This is a genomic window from Vibrio sp. R12-SG2-ISO1 (assembly GCF_059834045.1).
On the sequence record NZ_JCBDGO010000008.1, the window covers coordinates 454,422 to 471,492 of the forward strand.

The 17,071-nt window shown below is 49.4% G+C and carries 16 protein-coding genes; 7 read left to right on the plus strand and 9 right to left on the minus strand.

Features of this window, described 5'->3' with window-relative positions; translation table 11 throughout:
* Positions 1 to 45 precede the first annotated feature (45 nt).
* Together smrA and rluF are read left to right on the plus strand one after the other, a co-directional pair.
* Positions 46 to 627, plus strand: coding sequence for a DNA endonuclease SmrA (gene smrA, locus AC6R10_RS07475; RefSeq protein WP_487903168.1), 582 nt, complete (start codon positions 46 to 48; stop codon positions 625 to 627).
* Positions 628 to 749: 122 nt separating this feature from the next.
* Complete coding sequence (gene rluF / locus AC6R10_RS07480) at positions 750 to 1,757, plus strand: 23S rRNA pseudouridine(2604) synthase RluF (protein WP_487903167.1); 1,008 nt, start codon at positions 750 to 752, stop codon at positions 1,755 to 1,757.
* A gap of 122 nt (positions 1,758 to 1,879) precedes the next feature.
* Here the strand turns inward: rluF and upp are convergent, their stop codons facing one another.
* Positions 1,880 to 2,506, minus strand: coding sequence for a uracil phosphoribosyltransferase (upp, locus tag AC6R10_RS07485; protein ID WP_334555178.1), 627 nt, complete (start codon positions 2,504 to 2,506; stop codon positions 1,880 to 1,882).
* 177 nt (positions 2,507 to 2,683) lie between these two features.
* Between upp and purM the strand changes: the two genes are divergently transcribed.
* The 4 genes from purM (at position 2,684) to AC6R10_RS07505 (ending at position 4,957) form a co-directional block, all read left to right on the plus strand.
* Positions 2,684 to 3,724, plus strand: coding sequence for a phosphoribosylformylglycinamidine cyclo-ligase (gene purM, locus AC6R10_RS07490; RefSeq protein ID WP_500671894.1), 1,041 nt, complete (start codon positions 2,684 to 2,686; stop codon positions 3,722 to 3,724).
* A gap of 2 nt (positions 3,725 to 3,726) precedes the next feature.
* Entirely contained in the window at positions 3,727 to 4,368 is a 642-nt protein-coding gene (purN, locus tag AC6R10_RS07495) for a phosphoribosylglycinamide formyltransferase (protein ID WP_334555176.1), read from the plus strand.
* Positions 4,369 to 4,559: 191 nt separating this feature from the next.
* The gene (locus AC6R10_RS07500) at positions 4,560 to 4,766 is read left to right on the plus strand and encodes a YaeP family protein (RefSeq protein ID WP_500671895.1); all 207 of its coding nucleotides are present in this window, start codon (positions 4,560 to 4,562) and stop codon (positions 4,764 to 4,766) included.
* Positions 4,766 to 4,957 (plus strand): DUF4250 domain-containing protein, encoded by a 192-nt coding sequence (locus AC6R10_RS07505; RefSeq protein WP_334555174.1) that lies wholly within the window; start codon positions 4,766 to 4,768, stop codon positions 4,955 to 4,957. The genes AC6R10_RS07500 and AC6R10_RS07505 overlap by 1 nt, the downstream gene beginning before the upstream one ends.
* Before the next feature lie 96 nt (positions 4,958 to 5,053).
* Here AC6R10_RS07505 and AC6R10_RS07510 read toward each other — a convergent pair whose 3' ends face one another.
* The gene (locus AC6R10_RS07510) at positions 5,054 to 5,269 is read right to left on the minus strand and encodes a DUF3622 domain-containing protein (protein WP_334555173.1); all 216 of its coding nucleotides are present in this window, start codon (positions 5,267 to 5,269) and stop codon (positions 5,054 to 5,056) included.
* A 173-nt stretch (positions 5,270 to 5,442) separates the two neighbouring features.
* Positions 5,443 to 9,336: a phosphoribosylformylglycinamidine synthase gene (gene purL / locus AC6R10_RS07515; protein WP_500671896.1), complete on the minus strand. Its 3,894-nt coding sequence runs from the start codon at positions 9,334 to 9,336 to the stop codon at positions 5,443 to 5,445.
* Positions 9,337 to 9,707: 371 nt separating this feature from the next.
* Here purL and mltF point away from each other — a divergent pair, with 371 nt between their 5' ends.
* Positions 9,708 to 11,249 carry a membrane-bound lytic murein transglycosylase MltF gene (gene mltF, locus AC6R10_RS07520; RefSeq protein ID WP_500628841.1) on the plus strand — a complete coding sequence of 514 codons (1,542 nt, stop codon included), beginning with the start codon at positions 9,708 to 9,710 and terminating at the stop codon, positions 11,247 to 11,249.
* A 402-nt stretch (positions 11,250 to 11,651) separates the two neighbouring features.
* Here mltF and tadA read toward each other — a convergent pair whose 3' ends face one another.
* The 6 genes from tadA to AC6R10_RS07550 form a co-directional block, all read right to left on the minus strand.
* Positions 11,652 to 12,179, minus strand: a complete 528-nt coding sequence (gene tadA, locus AC6R10_RS07525; RefSeq protein ID WP_500671897.1) for a tRNA adenosine(34) deaminase TadA — start codon at positions 12,177 to 12,179, stop codon at positions 11,652 to 11,654.
* A gap of 173 nt (positions 12,180 to 12,352) precedes the next feature.
* Positions 12,353 to 13,912, minus strand: a complete 1,560-nt coding sequence (locus AC6R10_RS07530; protein WP_500638165.1) for an AbgT family transporter — start codon at positions 13,910 to 13,912, stop codon at positions 12,353 to 12,355.
* 266 nt (positions 13,913 to 14,178) lie between these two features.
* The gene (locus AC6R10_RS07535; RefSeq protein WP_500671898.1) at positions 14,179 to 14,604 is read right to left on the minus strand and encodes a type IV pilus modification PilV family protein; all 426 of its coding nucleotides are present in this window, start codon (positions 14,602 to 14,604) and stop codon (positions 14,179 to 14,181) included.
* A complete protein-coding gene (locus AC6R10_RS07540) occupies positions 14,594 to 15,832 on the minus strand; it encodes a hypothetical protein (protein WP_500671899.1) in 1,239 nt (412 codons plus the stop codon). The genes AC6R10_RS07535 and AC6R10_RS07540 overlap by 11 nt, the downstream gene beginning before the upstream one ends.
* Complete coding sequence (locus tag AC6R10_RS07545) at positions 15,829 to 16,485, minus strand: PilW family protein (RefSeq protein ID WP_500671900.1); 657 nt, start codon at positions 16,483 to 16,485, stop codon at positions 15,829 to 15,831. The genes AC6R10_RS07540 and AC6R10_RS07545 overlap by 4 nt, the downstream gene beginning before the upstream one ends.
* Positions 16,466 to 16,969, minus strand: coding sequence for a GspH/FimT family pseudopilin (locus AC6R10_RS07550; protein ID WP_500672023.1), 504 nt, complete (start codon positions 16,967 to 16,969; stop codon positions 16,466 to 16,468). Before AC6R10_RS07550 ends, AC6R10_RS07545 begins: the two co-directional genes overlap by 20 nt.
* Positions 16,970 to 17,071: the final 102 nt, after the last annotated feature.

Sequence of the window (17,071 nt, forward strand, 5' to 3'; positions counted from 1 at the left end):
CGTAAGTATAATAGCTTTATTGATTGAATACTCTGAGATACCGTCATGTCTAACGACGACGATTTTGCACTGTTTCAGCAAATGATGGGAGACGTTAAACCCATCAAGCAAGACACCACTCAACACGTCAAAATGCATCAGGTCACCCAAGCGCAGCTGGCTAAACGCGAAGCGGCTATGTGGCTCAGCGATGATGCTCCCGAGTACCTCTCCATTGACCATGCGCCGATGCTCAAACCCGAAGATATCATTGAGTACAAGCGCGATGGTGTACAAGATGGGGTCTTTCGTAAACTGCGCCTGGGTAAGTACCCACTTCAAGCAAGGTTAGATTTACACCGTAAGACGCTCAAACAAGCGCGTGACGAAGTGCTCACCTTTCTCAAACAGTGCATGCGTATGGATATTCGCACGGTGCTGATCATTCATGGTCGAGGCGAGAAATCCAATCCCCCCGCCATGATGAAAAGTTATCTTGCAAAGTGGCTATCACAAATCAATGACGTCCAATGTGTACACAGTGCACAGCGTTTTCACGGCGGCACGGGTGCGGTCTACGTCATGCTGAGAAAAAGTGCCGACAAGAAACAAGAGACTCGAGAGCGTCATCAAAAACGGCTCGGGTAAATCCGTTTCCGATCGTTATGGTTGGTCTAAGATAGACAGAGTGATACACTCCCCGACCCCGATTTCGGATCCATCCACCACCACATCACGGGTTGCCGTTGTGAAACGTAAAGAGAATGCTCATGTCCCAAGATAGCGCGAAACGCCTTAACAAATTCATCAGTGAAACCGGCTTTTGTTCACGTCGAGAAGCAGACCGACTGATAGAGCAAGGTCGAGTCACCATTAATGGCCAAGTGCCGGAAATGGGCACCAAGGTGCTTCCCGGAGACGATGTTCAAGTCGATGGAAAACCTATCAGTGGTGCCACCGATAAACCGATTTATATCGCTTTAAATAAACCGACTGGTATCACCTGTACAACCGAGCGAGATGTACCGGGTAACATTGTTGACTTTATTGGCCACAAAAAGCGCATCTTCCCAATTGGTCGCTTAGATAAGCCGTCGGATGGGTTGATCTTTCTTACCAATGATGGCGATATCGTCAACAAAATTCTTCGTGCGGGTAACCATCACGAAAAAGAGTACGTCGTGCGTGTTGACAAGCCCATCACCGATGACTTTATTCATAAGATGAGCAGCGGCGTGCCGATTTTAGATACCGTCACGCTACCGTGCCGTGTCACCAAGGAAACCAAGTTTTCATTTCGAATCGTGCTGACACAAGGGTTGAACCGTCAAATACGCCGTATGTGTGAAGCGTTGGGATACGAAGTATTCAAGTTGCGCCGAGTTCGCATCATGAACATTACCTTGGATGGTATCCCTAATGGTCAATGGCGCTACTTGTCTGACCAAGAGGTTGAGACGATTCTCGCTATGTGTGAAGGCTCAAGCGGGACTGAAGAAGCCTCAAAGGTTGACAGCAAAGGGCGAAGAATCCGCCGCGCGACGGATGCAAAGCTCTTTGATAGTCGAGAAGAGAACCAAGAATCTAAAGCGCGACGCAATCAAAAGCCGCGAACGTTTAAAGGTCGCAATGCCGATGATCTTCGTCACGCGCCTAATTCGAAAAAGGGCCGCGCCCATCACCACAATCCGAGCCAAAAGCCCGCCAACAAACACTCAGGCCCCACGACCAAACCGGCAAAACCACGCACCGGCGGCACGCTAAGTTTGAAGAAGTAACGCAGGCGAAGTATCCGTTCAGCGCTTTGCTGCAATGAAAAAGGAGCATCATTCGATGCTCCTTTTTAGCCTCTAAAAGTCAGTCAACACGCTAGCGTATAAAGTGACTTCGATATCAACGATTACTTAGTGCCGAAAATCTTATCACCGGCATCACCAAGACCTGGGACAATGTAACCTTTGTCGTTCAGTTTGCTGTCAATAGCAGCGGTGTACAGTTCCACGTCTGGGTGCGCTTTTTCTAGAGCTTCGATGCCTTCTGGCGCAGCAACCAACACCAACACTTTGAATGACTGACAACCTTGCTCTTTAAGAAGGTCAATCGTCGCAATCATAGAGCCGCCGGTAGCAAGCATAGGGTCAACAACCAACGCGATACGCTCATCAATGTTTGACGCCAGTTTGTTGAAGTAAGGCACAGGCTCCAACGTCTCTTCGTCACGGTAAATACCCACCACACTGATGCGAGCACTAGGAATGTGCTCAAGCACGCCGTCCATCATACCTAGGCCAGCACGAAGAATCGGCACAACGGTGACTTTCTTACCCTTGATTTGATCCACTTCTACCGGACCATTCCAACCGTCAATGGTTACTTTTTCTGTTTCAAAGTCTGCGGTCGCTTCATAGGTCAGCAAGCTGCCGACTTCTGTTGCAAGCTCGCGAAAACGCTTAGTGCTGATATCACCTTCTCGTAGAAGACCAATTTTGTGTTTCACAAGAGGGTGTTTAACTTCAACAACTTTCATTTCCATCTCCGGATCTATGGCAAATTTCAAATAAACTTGTCGATTATAAACGATTTCGTTCACAATTTCTTGTCGTAGCGCAAAAGAAAAAACTTGCGCAAACGTTTGCTATCTAGCTTTGACCACTGGTAGAATAGCGCCGTTTTCACATCCAACTTTCTAACCGAGGACTTCCCCGTGAGTGCTGATAACACTTCTCTTAGCTATAAAGATGCTGGCGTTGACATTGATGCAGGCAACGCACTTGTTGACCGTATTAAAGGTGCGGTAAAACGTACACGTCGCCCTGAAGTAATGGGTGGTATTGGTGGTTTTGGCGCGCTGTGCGAATTGCCAACCAAGTACAAGCATCCAGTTCTCGTCTCAGGGACAGACGGTGTGGGCACTAAGCTGCGCCTTGCTTTGGATATGAAAAAGCATGACACCATCGGTATTGACCTTGTGGCAATGTGTGTCAACGACCTGATTGTTCAAGGTGCAGAGCCGCTGTTCTTCTTGGATTACTACGCAACAGGTAAGTTGGATGTCGATACAGCAGCGGATGTTGTGTCAGGCATTGCAGACGGCTGTGTGCAAGCAGGTTGTGCACTGATCGGTGGTGAAACCGCAGAAATGCCAGGGATGTATGAAGGCGAAGACTATGACGTAGCAGGCTTTTGTGTTGGCGTCGTCGAAAAAGAAGACGTGATTGACGGCACGAAAGTCGCCGCTGGCGACGCGCTGATCGCGGTCGGTTCAAGCGGTCCACACTCAAACGGTTACTCACTCATTCGTAAGATTCTTGAAGTCTCTGGTGCTGACAAAAACGAACAGTTAGCTGACAAAACGATTGGTGAGCACCTACTCGAACCCACCAAAATTTACATCAAATCGGCACTCAAGATGATTGAGCAGCATGACATTCATGCCATCTCCCACATCACTGGTGGCGGTTTCTGGGAAAACATCCCTCGCGTACTGCCTGAAGGCACCAAAGCGGTGATCGATGGTAACAGCTGGGAATGGCCAATCATCTTCAAATGGCTACAAGAGCAAGGCAACGTCACAACCCACGAAATGTACCGCACATTTAACTGTGGTGTTGGTCTGATTGTCGCCCTACCTAAAGCACAAGCGGACGCAGCGGTTGAACTGTTGAAAGCCGAAGGCGAGAACGCTTGGGTAATTGGTGAGATTGCAACAGCGCAAGCAGGCGAAGAACAAGTAGAGATCAACTAAAGATGAAAAGCGTTGTTGTTTTAGTTTCAGGGAATGGTTCTAACTTGCAAGCGATTATTGATGCTTGTGAAACCAACATCGATAATGGCCGAGTAACCGCTGTTTTTTCAAACAAAGCAACCGCTTACGCTTTGGAACGTGCGAAAAAAGCCGGTGCTGGCGCGCACTTTCTTGATCCAAACTCATTCGATACTCGCGACGCCTTTGATCGCGAGTTGATGAAGCAGATGGATGAATACAAGCCTGACGTTGTGGTCTTGGCGGGTTATATGCGCATTTTAAGTGGCGAGTTCGTTCGTCACTTTATGGGGCGAATGATCAACATCCACCCATCGCTGTTACCCAAATACCCAGGGCTCAACACTTACCAACGTGCTATTCACGCCGGTGACGAAGAGCATGGTACCAGTGTCCATTTTGTCACTGAGCAACTTGACGGCGGGCCTGTCATTTTACAGGCAAAAGTGCCAATCTTTGATGAAGATACTGTCGAGACCCTCACCGAGCGCGTGCAAACGCAAGAGCACAAAATCTACCCTCTAGTCGTAAAGTGGATGGTGGAAGAGCGCCTCGTGATGAAAGATGGCAAAGAAGCCTACCTCGATGGCAAGCTGCTCGGCATGCATGGTTACGCCGAAGAGTAATCAAACCGTTTCAATCCAATTGGCGAGCGTTAATGCTCGCTTTTTTTGCGCTGCGTTTCTCCTACCTCACCCTATTGGTGAAAAAATCGACTAAGGCTTCACGAGTTTGCGCTAGCGCAACCGGGCGCTTTGAGTTTCCTCTCGTCCCTGTGTATATTTGAGAGCAGTTATCATTTGTTAAGGATACCAACATGCAAGTTTATCAGTGCTGTGACATGATTCGTGAGCTTTACGCCCAGATCGGTAGTGGCGATCAAGCCTATGTCCCACAAGCCATCACCTGCGCGCTCAAAGCGCTTAATGACATTGCAGCGGATGACGCTCTGCCTAAATTGGTACGAGAAAAAGCGGCCTTCGCAGCGGCCAATCTGCTGATTTCTGATTTTGAGGATGCATGATGAATTTGAGCAATTTTGCCAACATGGATAGCGTGATGCTGATGAGCATCGTCAACATGAAATTACGCGATGATTTTGCAGGGGATCTGGACAAGCTTGTAGCGTATTTCGATATTGACCGTGCTGCCCTTGAAGCAAAGCTTGCCAGCGCAGGGTTTGAATACTTGCCTGAGGCGGGGCAGTTTCGTTAACGCGACCGCCTCTCTGCGAGCGCTAGGTTATCTTGGCTAGCGCTCAAAACAAACGTACCTACACTCAGGTAGGCACAATAAGGTCGACAACAGTGATTACTTGGCTTTTTTACGCGCGTTGTGACCGGCTTGCGCTTTGGCGAATACCGCCAATTGCTCTTCACCCCAAGCTTGTGCAGCTTGTTCAGACTCAAACCCTGTTTCACTTTTTGAAACGTGAGTTTTACGTGATGTCACCTGGCGAGTGATTGTCGCACTCCACTGTGACTCTTGTTGAGTAACATGCAACGCATATTTTTTGTTGGCATTCATAAATTTTTTCCTCAGACCAAGCGACCCTAATGATTGAGCCCTTCGCAAAAAAGTGCGCTATTAGAGCTTAAAAAAGCATCGCTGGCTAGTAGTTTTTTCGCTGAAAACACTTTTCGCTAAAAATAAAAAAGCGCAGCGAATTCACGCTACGCTTTTGACTCGATTAATCAGGCTTAGCCGATGTTCTTACGTGCGTTTTGGAACATACGCATCCAAGCGCCGTTTTCACCCCAACCTTCTGGTGCCCATGAGTTGGCAACCGTGCGGAATACACGCTCAGGGTGTGGCATCATAATGGTCACACGACCGTCTTGTGTAGTAAGACCGGTAATCGCATTTGGTGAACCGTTCGGGTTGTTCGGGTATTGCTGTGTTGGGTTACCGTGGTTATCAACGTAACGTACTGCAACCGTACCAGACGCTTCAATCGCCGCTAGGTGGTCCGCATCACGTACTTCAACGCGACCTTCGCCGTGAGAAACCGCGATAGGCATACGAGAGCCTGCCATACCATCAAAGAACACAGAATCCGATTTCTGTACTTCCACTAGGCTAAAGCGAGCTTCAAAACGCTCAGATTCGTTGCGAACAAAACGTGGCCACAAATCAGCGCCAGGGATCAGCTCTTTCAGGTTCGATAGCATCTGACAGCCGTTACACACACCAAGAGAGAAGGTATCGTCACGGTTGAAGAAGCTTTGGAACTGCTCACGTGCTTGTGGGTTGAATAGGATAGACTTCGCCCAACCTTCACCAGCACCTAGTACGTCACCGTAAGAGAAGCCGCCACACGCCACAAGACCTTGGTATTCATCCAACGCTGCCTGACCCGTTAGGATGTCGCTCATGTGGATGTCGGTCGCTTCAAAGCCAGCACGGTCAAATGCCGCTGCCATTTCAACGTGAGAGTTGACGCCCTGCTCACGCAAGATAGCCATTTTCGGCTTCGCACCTTTTGCGATGTAAGGCACAGCAACATCTTCGTTGACATCAAAGCTTAGATTAACGTTCAGACCTGGATCAGAGTTGTCTTTCTTCGCTTCAAACTCTTGGTCAGCACAGGCAGGATTATCACGTAGACTTTGCATCTTATGTGTGGTCTCAGCCCAGATAGTACGAAGTTCTGTACGAGAGCGCTCAAGGATAACCGTCTCACCCGCGGTGATAACAAAGCTGTCTGTTGCTTCTACTGAACCAATAACATGAGAACATGCCTCTAGGCCGTTGGCAGCCAATACCGCTTTCACTGCGTCTAAGTCATCGTTCTTCACCTGAACAACCGCGCCTAGCTCTTCGTTAAATAGCGCGGCAAGCGCATCGTCGCCTAGGTTTGCGATGTCCGCTTTCACGCCACAGTGACCCGCAAAGGCCATCTCTGCCAAGGTCACGAACAGACCGCCATCCCCTTTATCGTGGTAAGCTACCAGCTTGTCATCACGAACTAGCGTTTGCATGGCGTCAAAGAAGCCTTTTAGCTGCTCTGCGTTATCCACGTCCGCAGGCTTATCACCCAGTTGTTTGTAAACCTGTGCGAGTGCTGTCGCGCCTAGACGGTTCTTACCGTTACCAAGGTCAACAAGAACCAGTGACGTCTCGCCTTTGTCAGTACGTAGCTGAGGCGTTACTGTCTTACGAACATCTTCAACACGACCAAATGCGGTGATCACCAATGAAAGTGGTGAGGTCACCTCTTTGCTTTCACCATTATCTTCCCATTTAGTCTTCATCGACATGGAGTCTTTACCCACCGGGATAGTAAGACCTAGCGCTGGACATAGCTCTTCACCGACGGCTTTCACGGCTTCGTAAAGACCGGCATCTTCGCCTGGGTGACCTGCTGGAGACATCCAGTTCGCTGACAGTTTGATGCGCTTGATATCACCGATATCTGTCGCTGCAATGTTTGTTAGAGACTCACCTACTGCTAGACGTGCTGATGCACCAAAGTCTAGAAGAGCCACTGGTGTGCGCTCACCCATAGACATGGCTTCACCGTGGTAAGAGTCATAGCTTGCTGCGGTTACCGCGCAGTTTGCCACTGGAACCTGCCAAGGACCAACCATCTGGTCACGCGCAACAAGACCAGTTACCGAGCGGTCACCAATAGTGATCAGGAAGGTTTTCTCTGCCACTGTTGGTAGGCGTAGGACGCGATCAACCGCTTCGTTAATTTCGATGCCATCGCGATCAATCGCTGGGCTATCGACTTTAAGCGTTTTCGCATCACGGTGCATCTTCGGCGTTTTACCCAACAAGATGTCCATTGGCATATCAATTGGCGTGTTGTCGAAGTGAGAATCTTCTAGTGTTAGATGACGCTCTTCAGTAGCGACACCCACAACCGCATAAGGCGCACGTTCACGCTTACAGATAGCATCGAATACTTCCATATTCTCTGGCGCCACTGCCATTACGTAACGCTCTTGAGATTCGTTACACCAGATCTCAAGTGGGCTCATGCTCAGCTCGTCGTTTGGTACGTCGCGTAGCTGGAATAAACCACCACGTTCGCCATCATCACACAGCTCTGGTAGTGCATTTGAGATACCGCCTGCGCCCACATCGTGGATAAACGCGATTGGGTTGCTCTCACCAAGCTGCCAACAACGGTCGATCACTTCCTGACAACGACGCTCCATCTCTGGGTTTTCACGCTGTACAGAAGCAAAGTCAAGATCTTCCGCAGACTGACCTGACGCCATTGAAGAGGCCGCACCACCGCCAAGACCAATGTTCATCGCAGGACCACCCAGTACGATGAGTTTTGCACCCACAGGGATCTCTTTCTTCTGAACATGCTCATCACGGATGTTACCCATACCACCAGCAATCATGATTGGCTTGTGGTAACCACGGATCTCTTCACCCGCGTGAGAGGTCACTTTCTCTTCGTAAGTACGGAAGTAACCCAGTAGGTTTGGACGACCAAATTCGTTGTTGAACGCCGCGCCACCGAGAGGGCCTTCTAGCATGATATCAAGGGCGTTGACGATGCGACCTGGCTTACCAAAATCGGTTTCCCATGGCTGTTCAAAACCAGGAATACGTAGGTTAGAGGTAGTAAAACCAACCAGACCAGCTTTAGGCTTACCGCCAATACCCGTTGCGCCTTCGTCACGAATCTCACCACCAGAACCGGTAGACGCACCTGGCCAAGGCGAGATAGCGGTTGGGTGGTTGTGCGTCTCAACCTTCATAAGGATGTGCGCGTCTTCGTGGTGGTAGGTGTATTGACGAGTATCGGGATCTGGGAAGAAACGACCTACTTTTGAACCCGTCATAACCGCTGCGTTGTCTTTGTAAGCAGACAAAACGTGATCAGGTGTCGTTTCAAATGTGTTCTTGATCATCTTAAACAGCGACTTCTCTTGATCAACACCGTCGATCGTCCAGTCTGCGTTAAAGATTTTATGACGACAGTGTTCTGAGTTTGCTTGAGCAAACATCATCAGTTCGATGTCGTTCGGGTTGCGACCCAGTTTAGTGAAGTTTTCTACTAGGTAGTCAATTTCATCTTCCGCCAGTGCCAAGCCCAAGGAAACGTTTGCTTCTTCAAGAGCAAGACGACCGCCCGCAAGAATATCAACGTGAGCAACAGGCTTAGGTTCAGCAACGCTAAACAGTGCAGAGGCAGCATCAAGCTGAGTAAATACGGATTCCATCATGCGGTCATGGATGAGTGCTTTCACCGCATCCACTTGTGCGTCGTTTAACGCTACCGATGATTCAATGTAGTATGCCGTACCACGCTCTAGACGCTTAACGCTTGAAAGGCCACAGTTATGGGCAATGTCGGTGGATTTAGAAGACCAAGGAGAGATGGTGCCCGGACGAGGAGTCACAAGCAACAAAAGACCTTCAGGTGCGTGCTCTTCGATCGTTGGGCCGTAGGTCAACAACTTTTCTAGCTTTGCTAGTTCAGCGTCAGACAGATCTGCGGTAAGGTCAGCAAAGTGCATAAACTCAGCGTAAATACCTGTCACAGGCAGGTCTTGTTCACGACAAAGTTCTACTAGTTTGTTAACACGAAACTCAGAAAGAGCTGGGGAGCCACGCAAAATTCTCATGTGCTTAGGTCTCTTATGCAATTGATTAAGATGATATTGGAATAAATTCAATACGTTATAAAAAACAGATCAAACCTATACCAATCGCACCTCTGCGTTTGCGAGCGCATTATATAGCAATTGGTTTTGTGATGTAACACCAAACGCAACCGTTTGCGTCATTTTTTTCATCGGCGTACCGCCAGCACAATCGCCGCAAAGCCTTTCTTTCCTGTCCCGTCCACAAGCTCACCCTGTACGGAAGAGCATGAGCCATCATGGCCTGTGAACATGATGATTTTTTGAACTCTGCGGCTTCGCCGTCGATAGTTTCTTGCCTTGTGATGACACTTTGATATAAATGCCCTACTGGAAGTATGAGACTCTCTTTAATGAACAAGTATGACTTTAGCCCGCTGAAAGCCTTGTGCGCGCTGCTTTTTTCTGCGCTTTTTTTGACGGGATGCCAAATTGAATCTAAGCCGAAAAGCGAATTAGACCAAATTCGCGAACGTGGAGTGCTTCGCGTTGGCACCCTCAATAACCAGCTCTCCTATTATATTGGTCCTGATGGCCCGGCAGGCCTTGATTACGAAATCGCCCGTGAATTTGCCAACGAGCTTGGTGTGCAATTGGAAATGAAACCGGCCTATCGCATTTCGAGCCTCTACCCAGCGCTGGAAAAGGGTGAGATCGATATTATCGCGGCGGGCCTCAGTCAATCACCTGAGCGCATGAGCCGTTTTCGCCCTGCCCCCGCCTATTATTACGTCAGTCAACAACTGGTGTATCGCAAAGGGCAGTGGCGACCACGAAATCTAGAGCAGTTGATTGAGCGACAGGCCGAGCTCATTGAAGAGAACGACGGCAAGCCCGTTTTAAGTATTGTCAGTGACTCTCACTTCAATAAGACGTTAGGAGAGATTCAAATCGACTACCCGGAGTTTACCTATAAGGTCGACGCCAATGTCGATGTCAATGACCTGCTCAAGCAGGTCTCTGATGGTGAACTGCTATTTACCGTCGCAGACTCAGTCGAGATCTCGCTATCACAGCGGATTTATCCCGATGTGGCACTGGCGTTTGAGCTGACCGAAGATCAGCCCATCTCCTGGTTCTTACGACGCAGCCAAGACGAAAGCCTCTACGCCTTGCTGATCGAGTTCTTTGGTCATCTACAACAATCCGGGCATCTCGCCTCACTGGAAGAGAAATACATCGGCCATATCGACAGCTTTGATTACGTCGATACCCGCGCCTTTATCCGCGCGTTGGATTCCACGCTACCGACGTGGTCGCCACTGTTTAAGAAATACTCCGATGAATTTGATTGGCGATTGGTCGCAGCACTGGCTTATCAAGAATCACACTGGAACCCTCGCGCCAAATCACCAACTGGGGTTCGTGGCATGATGATGCTGACGCTGCCGACGGCCAAAAGTGTAGGTGTGACCAACCGACTCGATCCCGAGCAATCGGTCAGAGGTGGGGTTGAGTACTTGCGGCGCATGGTGGCGCGCATTCCAGACACGATCGAAAGCCACGAGAAAATTTGGTTTGCGTTGGCGTCGTACAATGTCGGCTATGGTCATGTAATGGACGCCCGCCGCCTGACGAAAAAACAAGGCGGCAACCCCGATGCTTGGTCAGATGTCAAAGACAGACTGCCCCTGCTTCGCCTTAAGAAATACTACAGTACCACTCGCTATGGCTACGCGCGGGGTGATGAAGCACGCAACTATGTGGAGAATATTCGTCGCTACTATCAGAGCATTATTGGTCACGTTGAACAGAAGGAGTCCAGCATTGAGGACCTGACCGTTGATGATCTGGTGGTGATCGAACTGCCAGATGAAGAAGAGCCGGAAGGCGAGGCCGTCATCGAACAAGAAATCGAAAGCGCCTCTTCCGCTGACAGCCATCTCGATCAATAATAAGCCGAGCACAGAGCTTAGCGTCGCGAACTCTCGCGCGCTAAGCCCATTTCTATCCTGTGCCTAATCACTCACGTAACATTCTTAAAACGGTAACATTGGACGGTTATAAGAATCGACACCTAGGACAAAGTTTCCTTAGGTGACACATGAGTGTCTGTCGTTAACATTAGCTAGGAGGTTGTTTTATGCGTCGACGTAAACTGCAGTCAAAACGCCTTAACAAGACTGTATCAGCGAATCGCCGAAAGCGAATGATCAGCAACAACAAGAAGAAAGTCATCGCACGTCACCGTGCATTTATGCAACTCATTTGTGCATAAACCCTACAGAGCAAACATCTTACTTAAGATGTTTGCTTAAAAACTCCCCCACCTACTCCACCTACTCCACCTACTCCACCTACTCCATCGACTCTGACGCATCGTCATTTGTTAACGCTTGCTTGGCCGCTTTTTTCTCTTTTCTACGTCGGCGAAAAAAGGCCTGAAGCTGCTCTCGGCACTCCGCCTCCAACAATCCATGCTCGACGTCTGCGTAATGGTACGCGGCTTGATGTTCAAAGAGGTTTAATACCGTACCTGCCGCCCCCGCTTTTAAGTCCGGTGCGCCAAACACAATCCGTTTAACGCGGCTGTGAAGAAGGGCTCCTGCACACATAGGGCAAGGCTCTAGCGTGACGTATAACGTGGTGTCTAATAAGCGGTAGTTGCCAAGCTGTTGCCCTGCCTGGCGCAACACTTGAATCTCCGCATGTGCGGTTGCATCGTGTTGACCAATCGACTGATTCCATCCTGTCGCAATAACCTTACCCTCCTTGACCAGCACCGCGCCGACGGGGACTTCACCTTGCTGTTCAGCCAGTTTGGCTTGTTCCATCGCAAGACGCATAAAGTGTTCATCTTGGGGGGTAAATGTGTCGGTAGACAAAGGAGAGTCCTCGGTGGTGATTAAGAGGCTTGATCCTAGTGGTTTGTGGGTGAAATGGGAAGTGGGTTGTGGGTTGTGGGTTGTGGGTTGTGGAAAAGAATACGCCAGCGGGATCGCTGGCGTAAATATTGAATTTAGGAGACTTGGCTTATCGTGATACCAAGTCGCCGCGCTTACATCACGTAAGTGTAAGGCGCTTGAATACCAAGAGGAATGCCAACAGCCCAGTACGCTAGCAAGAAGATAGACCAGCCAATCAGCATCGCAATCGAGAATGGCATCATCAACGATGCTAGAGTACCGATACCCGTCGACTTCACGTAGCGTTGACAGTACACCACCACCAATGGGAAGAAGACCATCAACGGTGAAATGATGTTAGACACTGAGTCACCAACACGGTACGCCGCTTGAGACAGCTCAGGAGAGATGCCTACAGCCATCAACATTGGCACAAGAATTGGACCAATCAATGCCCATTTCGCCGACGCAGAGCCAATCAACAAGTTCACAGCGGCTGTCAGTAGAATCATACCAATAATGGTCGCTTCACCCGGCAGGTTCATCGCTTTCAGGCCTTCTGCACCGTACAACGCCAACATAGTACCGATGTTCGATTGTGCGAAAGCAGAAAGGAATTGAGCACAGAAGAACGACATCACAATGTACGCGCCCATGGTCGCCATGGTGTCGGACATCGCTTTGATCACATCGTTACTGGTCTTAAACGTACCGGCAACCTTACCGTAAACGTAACCAGGGATGATAAACAGAATAAAGATCAGTGGCACGATAGACTTCATCAGCGGCGCTGAGAACGCAGTAATTTCACCCTCTGGTGAGCGCAGTGCAGAAGACTCCGGAATAATCGCTGCAATCAGCAGTGCAATACCCGCCATCATCGACCAACCGGCATAACGAAACGCTTTCGATTCCAACTCTGTAAATGAACCGAGATCCGGGGCTTTCTCCGCATCGTCATCAATCGGTGTTTTTGCTAGGCGAGGCTCGATGATTTTCTCTGTCACGTACCAACCAATCGCAACAATGATCACTGATGAAAGCCCAGTGAAGAAGATGTTGGCCAGTGGGTTGACGACGTATTGAGGATCAAGCACCTGTGCGGCAGTTTGAGTGAAACCCGCTAACAGAGGGTCAATACCAGAAGGGATAAAGTTAGCAGAGAAACCACCTGACACACCCGCAAAAGCAGCAGCGATACCCGCAAGTGGGTGACGGCCAGCGGCATGGAAAATAATACCACCGAGAGGAATAACCAAAACATAACCCGCATCTGCCGCCGTATGCGACACGATGGCAACCAGAATCAGCATTGGCGTCAGAAGTTTTGCTGGCGTGAAGTTCAGCATCTTCTTAAGACCTGTGGTGATGAAACCAGAAGAGTCAGCCACACCCACACCCAACATCGCCACAAGCACGATACCTAAAGGTGCGAATCCGGTGAAAGTCGTCACCATATTCGCGAGGAAACTGGCTAATGCCTCCCCCGTCAACAGGTTGTTGATCGCCAATGCCTCACCTGTACGAGGATTGATCAGATCAAATGACACATTAGACAACAGCGCTGATGCTGCCCAAGTGATCACCAATGCCCAAAAGAATAAGATCGCCGGATCAGGAATTTTGTTGCCTGCGCGCTCGATAAAGTTTAAAAAGCGATCCATCCCACTCGGCTTAGCAGATGGCGCTGAATTGATTGCTTGGTTACTCATGGTAACTCCATAGTTTGATGTTGTTGCCCTAGACCTTGTTATGTTTTTTGACGGTCTATTATCAGCCAAGCATTCTATAAAACCCGCTTACAAAAAGCACAAGATTCTAAGGTTTTTTCCATAATTGGAGACATGTTTTGCAAAAACGTCAAAGACGTGCAACACAAACACCACAAAAACCCCACCAAATACCTCACAACTCGTTCACTAATTAGAAATTTATTCAGCGCAACCATCAATTGACAACACCTAATCACGAGGGTTATTCAGTCATCAGCAAACTCACTGTAGCTTGATATCATAGTGGTCACGGATAGGGTTTGAGCGGTATCCAACCTATCTCGCCATTCGGTTGTCACTGTGATGGTTTTCAATGCGTTGGATAAGGTTGCAGCAGGCTCACTGGTTTGCCAACGCACGGTAAATGGAGCGTATGTGGTCGCGTCACTGCCACTGGTTATGCTCGTAAAATCGGCGGGAGGTATGCTAGACAACGCCGCTGATGCGCCGCGACTGCGAAACCACTCCAACTGACTTTCTGCGATATTGAGTGCTTGAATACTCTTGACGGCAAAATCGGAGCGCTGCTCAACGTATGCTTGGAGCTTGATCAGTGACAACGAGGCGACACCAATCAAAATAAACGCAATCATTACTTCCACCAAACTAAAACCACGCTGGCTATTTTGCATACCAACCTCCATTGTTCCACATTAGGGTTTTCGGCCGTTGGTAGAGACTATTGGCTGACGAGTAGTCGAGGTCGTACGAGCCATTGAGCACCACTTCACCGTTGGGTGAATCGAAATGCATCCCCCCTTTGGGGTGAAACGCGCCATTGTCCAAGTAGACAGTGTGGGTTGAGAGCAGACTTTCTATCGCGCTAAAAAAGCTGACTTCAGACCAATAGTTCGCCAAATTCTCATCGCTAAAAGCGGGACTGGTACGATCCACCATATGAAAAAATGAGCCTGAGTAACTCGTTGAACCTGTCGAGGCAAATATGCCATTGGCGACGACCAGTGAACGCGGCCCTGTGACAGTGAGCGGCGCACTGAGGACGCAGTGGCCTTCTACCCACACTTTGTCATAACTGGCAAAAGCATCCGCCAGTTGTTGATGGCAAGTCTGACCGTCCGAGACTTCGGGATTCGTGATTACGTAGTAATCCGCTTTAATATTTGAGATGTTTGACGTCGTTTTGGTGACACCAAAATAGTTATAAAACGGGTCAATATCGTCGTCTTTGAGATAATCCTGCGCAAAGAGGTCTGGGTCATCGGTGGTATTGCCCCCTTCAGTGGTCGAGGTTTTGTAGCTACTGGCACAGTCACCGGAGAACCCAGGATAAGGGCCATTTGGCATAGGGTCTTCGGTGCTCAATGAAGCACCTGTGGGTGACTCAAACGTCACACGGTGTTTATAGCGAATCGCAACGCACTCATATTCGCCTTCTCCATTCGGCTTTTTAGGCGCATCGGCTGCGATCGCCGCACTGCCACGGATACGCAGATCTGCTGTGGTTTGAATCGCGCCAAGCCCCGTCATGCTCCCCCAATAAAACGACTTTTTAAGTTCGTGAGTTGGGCCTTGTGACTCAATCACATAATCGGACGCGGTTAAAGCGCGCAGGTACAAGTCATCGAGCGCTAACGTCTCTTTACAAATTGAATCGAGCAACCCGTGCCCCGGCGCCGTCAAATCGGGCACGAGGTTGGGGCTTCCTTTTAAATAGGCATAGACGCACTCGATGCCACCTTCTGCCCGCCAATGAGCTTGTCTAGCTTTGACTTCATTGTGTGAGCGCTTGATCTGGTAAAAGACATGTCGATAAGAAGCCAACACCATCACCAGTGCGATCACCAACAAAATCGATGTGACGAATAGAGTCACCACCCCACGCTGTTTGTACCTACTCATTGCCAATTCCTCTGCAAAGTCACCGAAGAAGTGTCGAACGTCACGCTCGTGTCACCCACTAACTGCGCGCGCAATATGACATTGACCTGTTGGCTGCGTGTCGAGCCTCCTCGAATCGTCTCTGTGTTGACGGTTAACGCGGTGAGGGAAATCTGTTTTGGATCAAAAACGTTGTAACAGTTTCCATGCAGTCCAGAGTCAGTTGCGTCACTGACAGAAAGTGGCGCTGGCGTGTGTTTCTCACAGATTTTGAGCGAGTGGCCGAGCGTCCCGGATGAGCTTGGCTCACGCTTGTAGACCACGTTGCGAAACGCACTCGCGCCAGACGAGGCAACGCGGTACACATACCCCACTAACTCCGGTGAAGACTGGGTATGAATGACACCCGAAGCGCCTGACAACTGGTGATAGGTATCCGTAAGGCCGTCATAGCCTGCGCGCTGCATGTCCTCTTTCATTTGTGCCATCGCAGTCGATAGGTTTTGGGCTAACAGCAACGCTTTGCCTCGCTCGGTTGCCACCGCTTGGCTGCGAATAAACACGCTGCCCACCAGCATGATGGCAATCAATCCAAGGGCCGATGCGATCAGCAACTCGACCAATGACGCACCGCGCTGAAAATGGCCTCTCGGTTTAGCATTGCGCATAGCCATAATGACTGCCTCCTACTGCGCATATCATCACTCGGCTCGCACCATAAGCACTCTTCAGTTTCAAGTTCTGATTGGTGGTATTGGCAATATAAAACTCCAAATTGCCATCTTTCACTTTGCCACGCACACCATCGAATTTAATTTGATCAGAGGTATAGTTAGAGAGGATCACCACATCTCGAAAGCTTGCGCCATCAAGGTAAAGAATGGGCGTTCCTCCCGAGGTGTCGGAGTCTGTGAGTAGCAGTCTCCACTGACCGGGCAAACTTGGAGTGACAGAAGCGTCAATGTGAGCCCACAGATCTTGGTTGCGCCACACCGCTTCCGACTTCGCTTGAACAAGAAAGTGCTCTAGCTCACCCGCGACGCGCTTCATTTGATTGCTTGCACTCATGGTTTGAAAACTCGGCGCGGCCACCGTAAGCACAATTCCGAGCACCACTATCGTGCAGAGCAGCTCAAGCAAGGTAAAGCCGCGAGTCATTTCCCATTTCATTATGTAAACCATCGCATATGCCATTTTTATCTTGCGCACATGCTATCAGCCCATAAAAATAGTTTATAAATCAAAGAGGAAGCATTAGAA

Excerpts from the sequence above, each read along its gene's own strand:
- smrA (WP_487903168.1), top strand. The coding sequence starts at position 46 with ATGTCTAACGACGACGATTTTGCACTGTTTCAGCAAATGATGGGAGAC.
- rluF (WP_487903167.1), top strand. The coding sequence starts at position 750 with ATGTCCCAAGATAGCGCGAAACGCCTTAACAAATTCATCAGTGAAACC.
- upp (WP_334555178.1), bottom strand. The coding sequence starts at position 2,506 with ATGAAAGTTGTTGAAGTTAAACACCCTCTTGTGAAACACAAAATTGGT.
- purN (WP_334555176.1), top strand. The coding sequence starts at position 3,727 with ATGAAAAGCGTTGTTGTTTTAGTTTCAGGGAATGGTTCTAACTTGCAA.
- AC6R10_RS07500 (WP_500671895.1), top strand. The coding sequence starts at position 4,560 with ATGCAAGTTTATCAGTGCTGTGACATGATTCGTGAGCTTTACGCCCAG.
- AC6R10_RS07505 (WP_334555174.1), top strand. The coding sequence starts at position 4,766 with ATGAATTTGAGCAATTTTGCCAACATGGATAGCGTGATGCTGATGAGC.
- AC6R10_RS07510 (WP_334555173.1), bottom strand. The coding sequence starts at position 5,269 with ATGAATGCCAACAAAAAATATGCGTTGCATGTTACTCAACAAGAGTCA.
- purL (WP_500671896.1), bottom strand. The coding sequence starts at position 9,336 with ATGAGAATTTTGCGTGGCTCCCCAGCTCTTTCTGAGTTTCGTGTTAAC.
- mltF (WP_500628841.1), top strand. The coding sequence starts at position 9,708 with ATGAACAAGTATGACTTTAGCCCGCTGAAAGCCTTGTGCGCGCTGCTT.
- AC6R10_RS07530 (WP_500638165.1), bottom strand. The coding sequence starts at position 13,912 with ATGAGTAACCAAGCAATCAATTCAGCGCCATCTGCTAAGCCGAGTGGG.
- AC6R10_RS07535 (WP_500671898.1), bottom strand. The coding sequence starts at position 14,604 with ATGCAAAATAGCCAGCGTGGTTTTAGTTTGGTGGAAGTAATGATTGCG.
- AC6R10_RS07540 (WP_500671899.1), bottom strand. The coding sequence starts at position 15,832 with ATGAGTAGGTACAAACAGCGTGGGGTGGTGACTCTATTCGTCACATCG.
- AC6R10_RS07545 (WP_500671900.1), bottom strand. The coding sequence starts at position 16,485 with ATGGCTATGCGCAATGCTAAACCGAGAGGCCATTTTCAGCGCGGTGCG.
- AC6R10_RS07550 (WP_500672023.1), bottom strand. The coding sequence starts at position 16,969 with ATGACTCGCGGCTTTACCTTGCTTGAGCTGCTCTGCACGATAGTGGTG.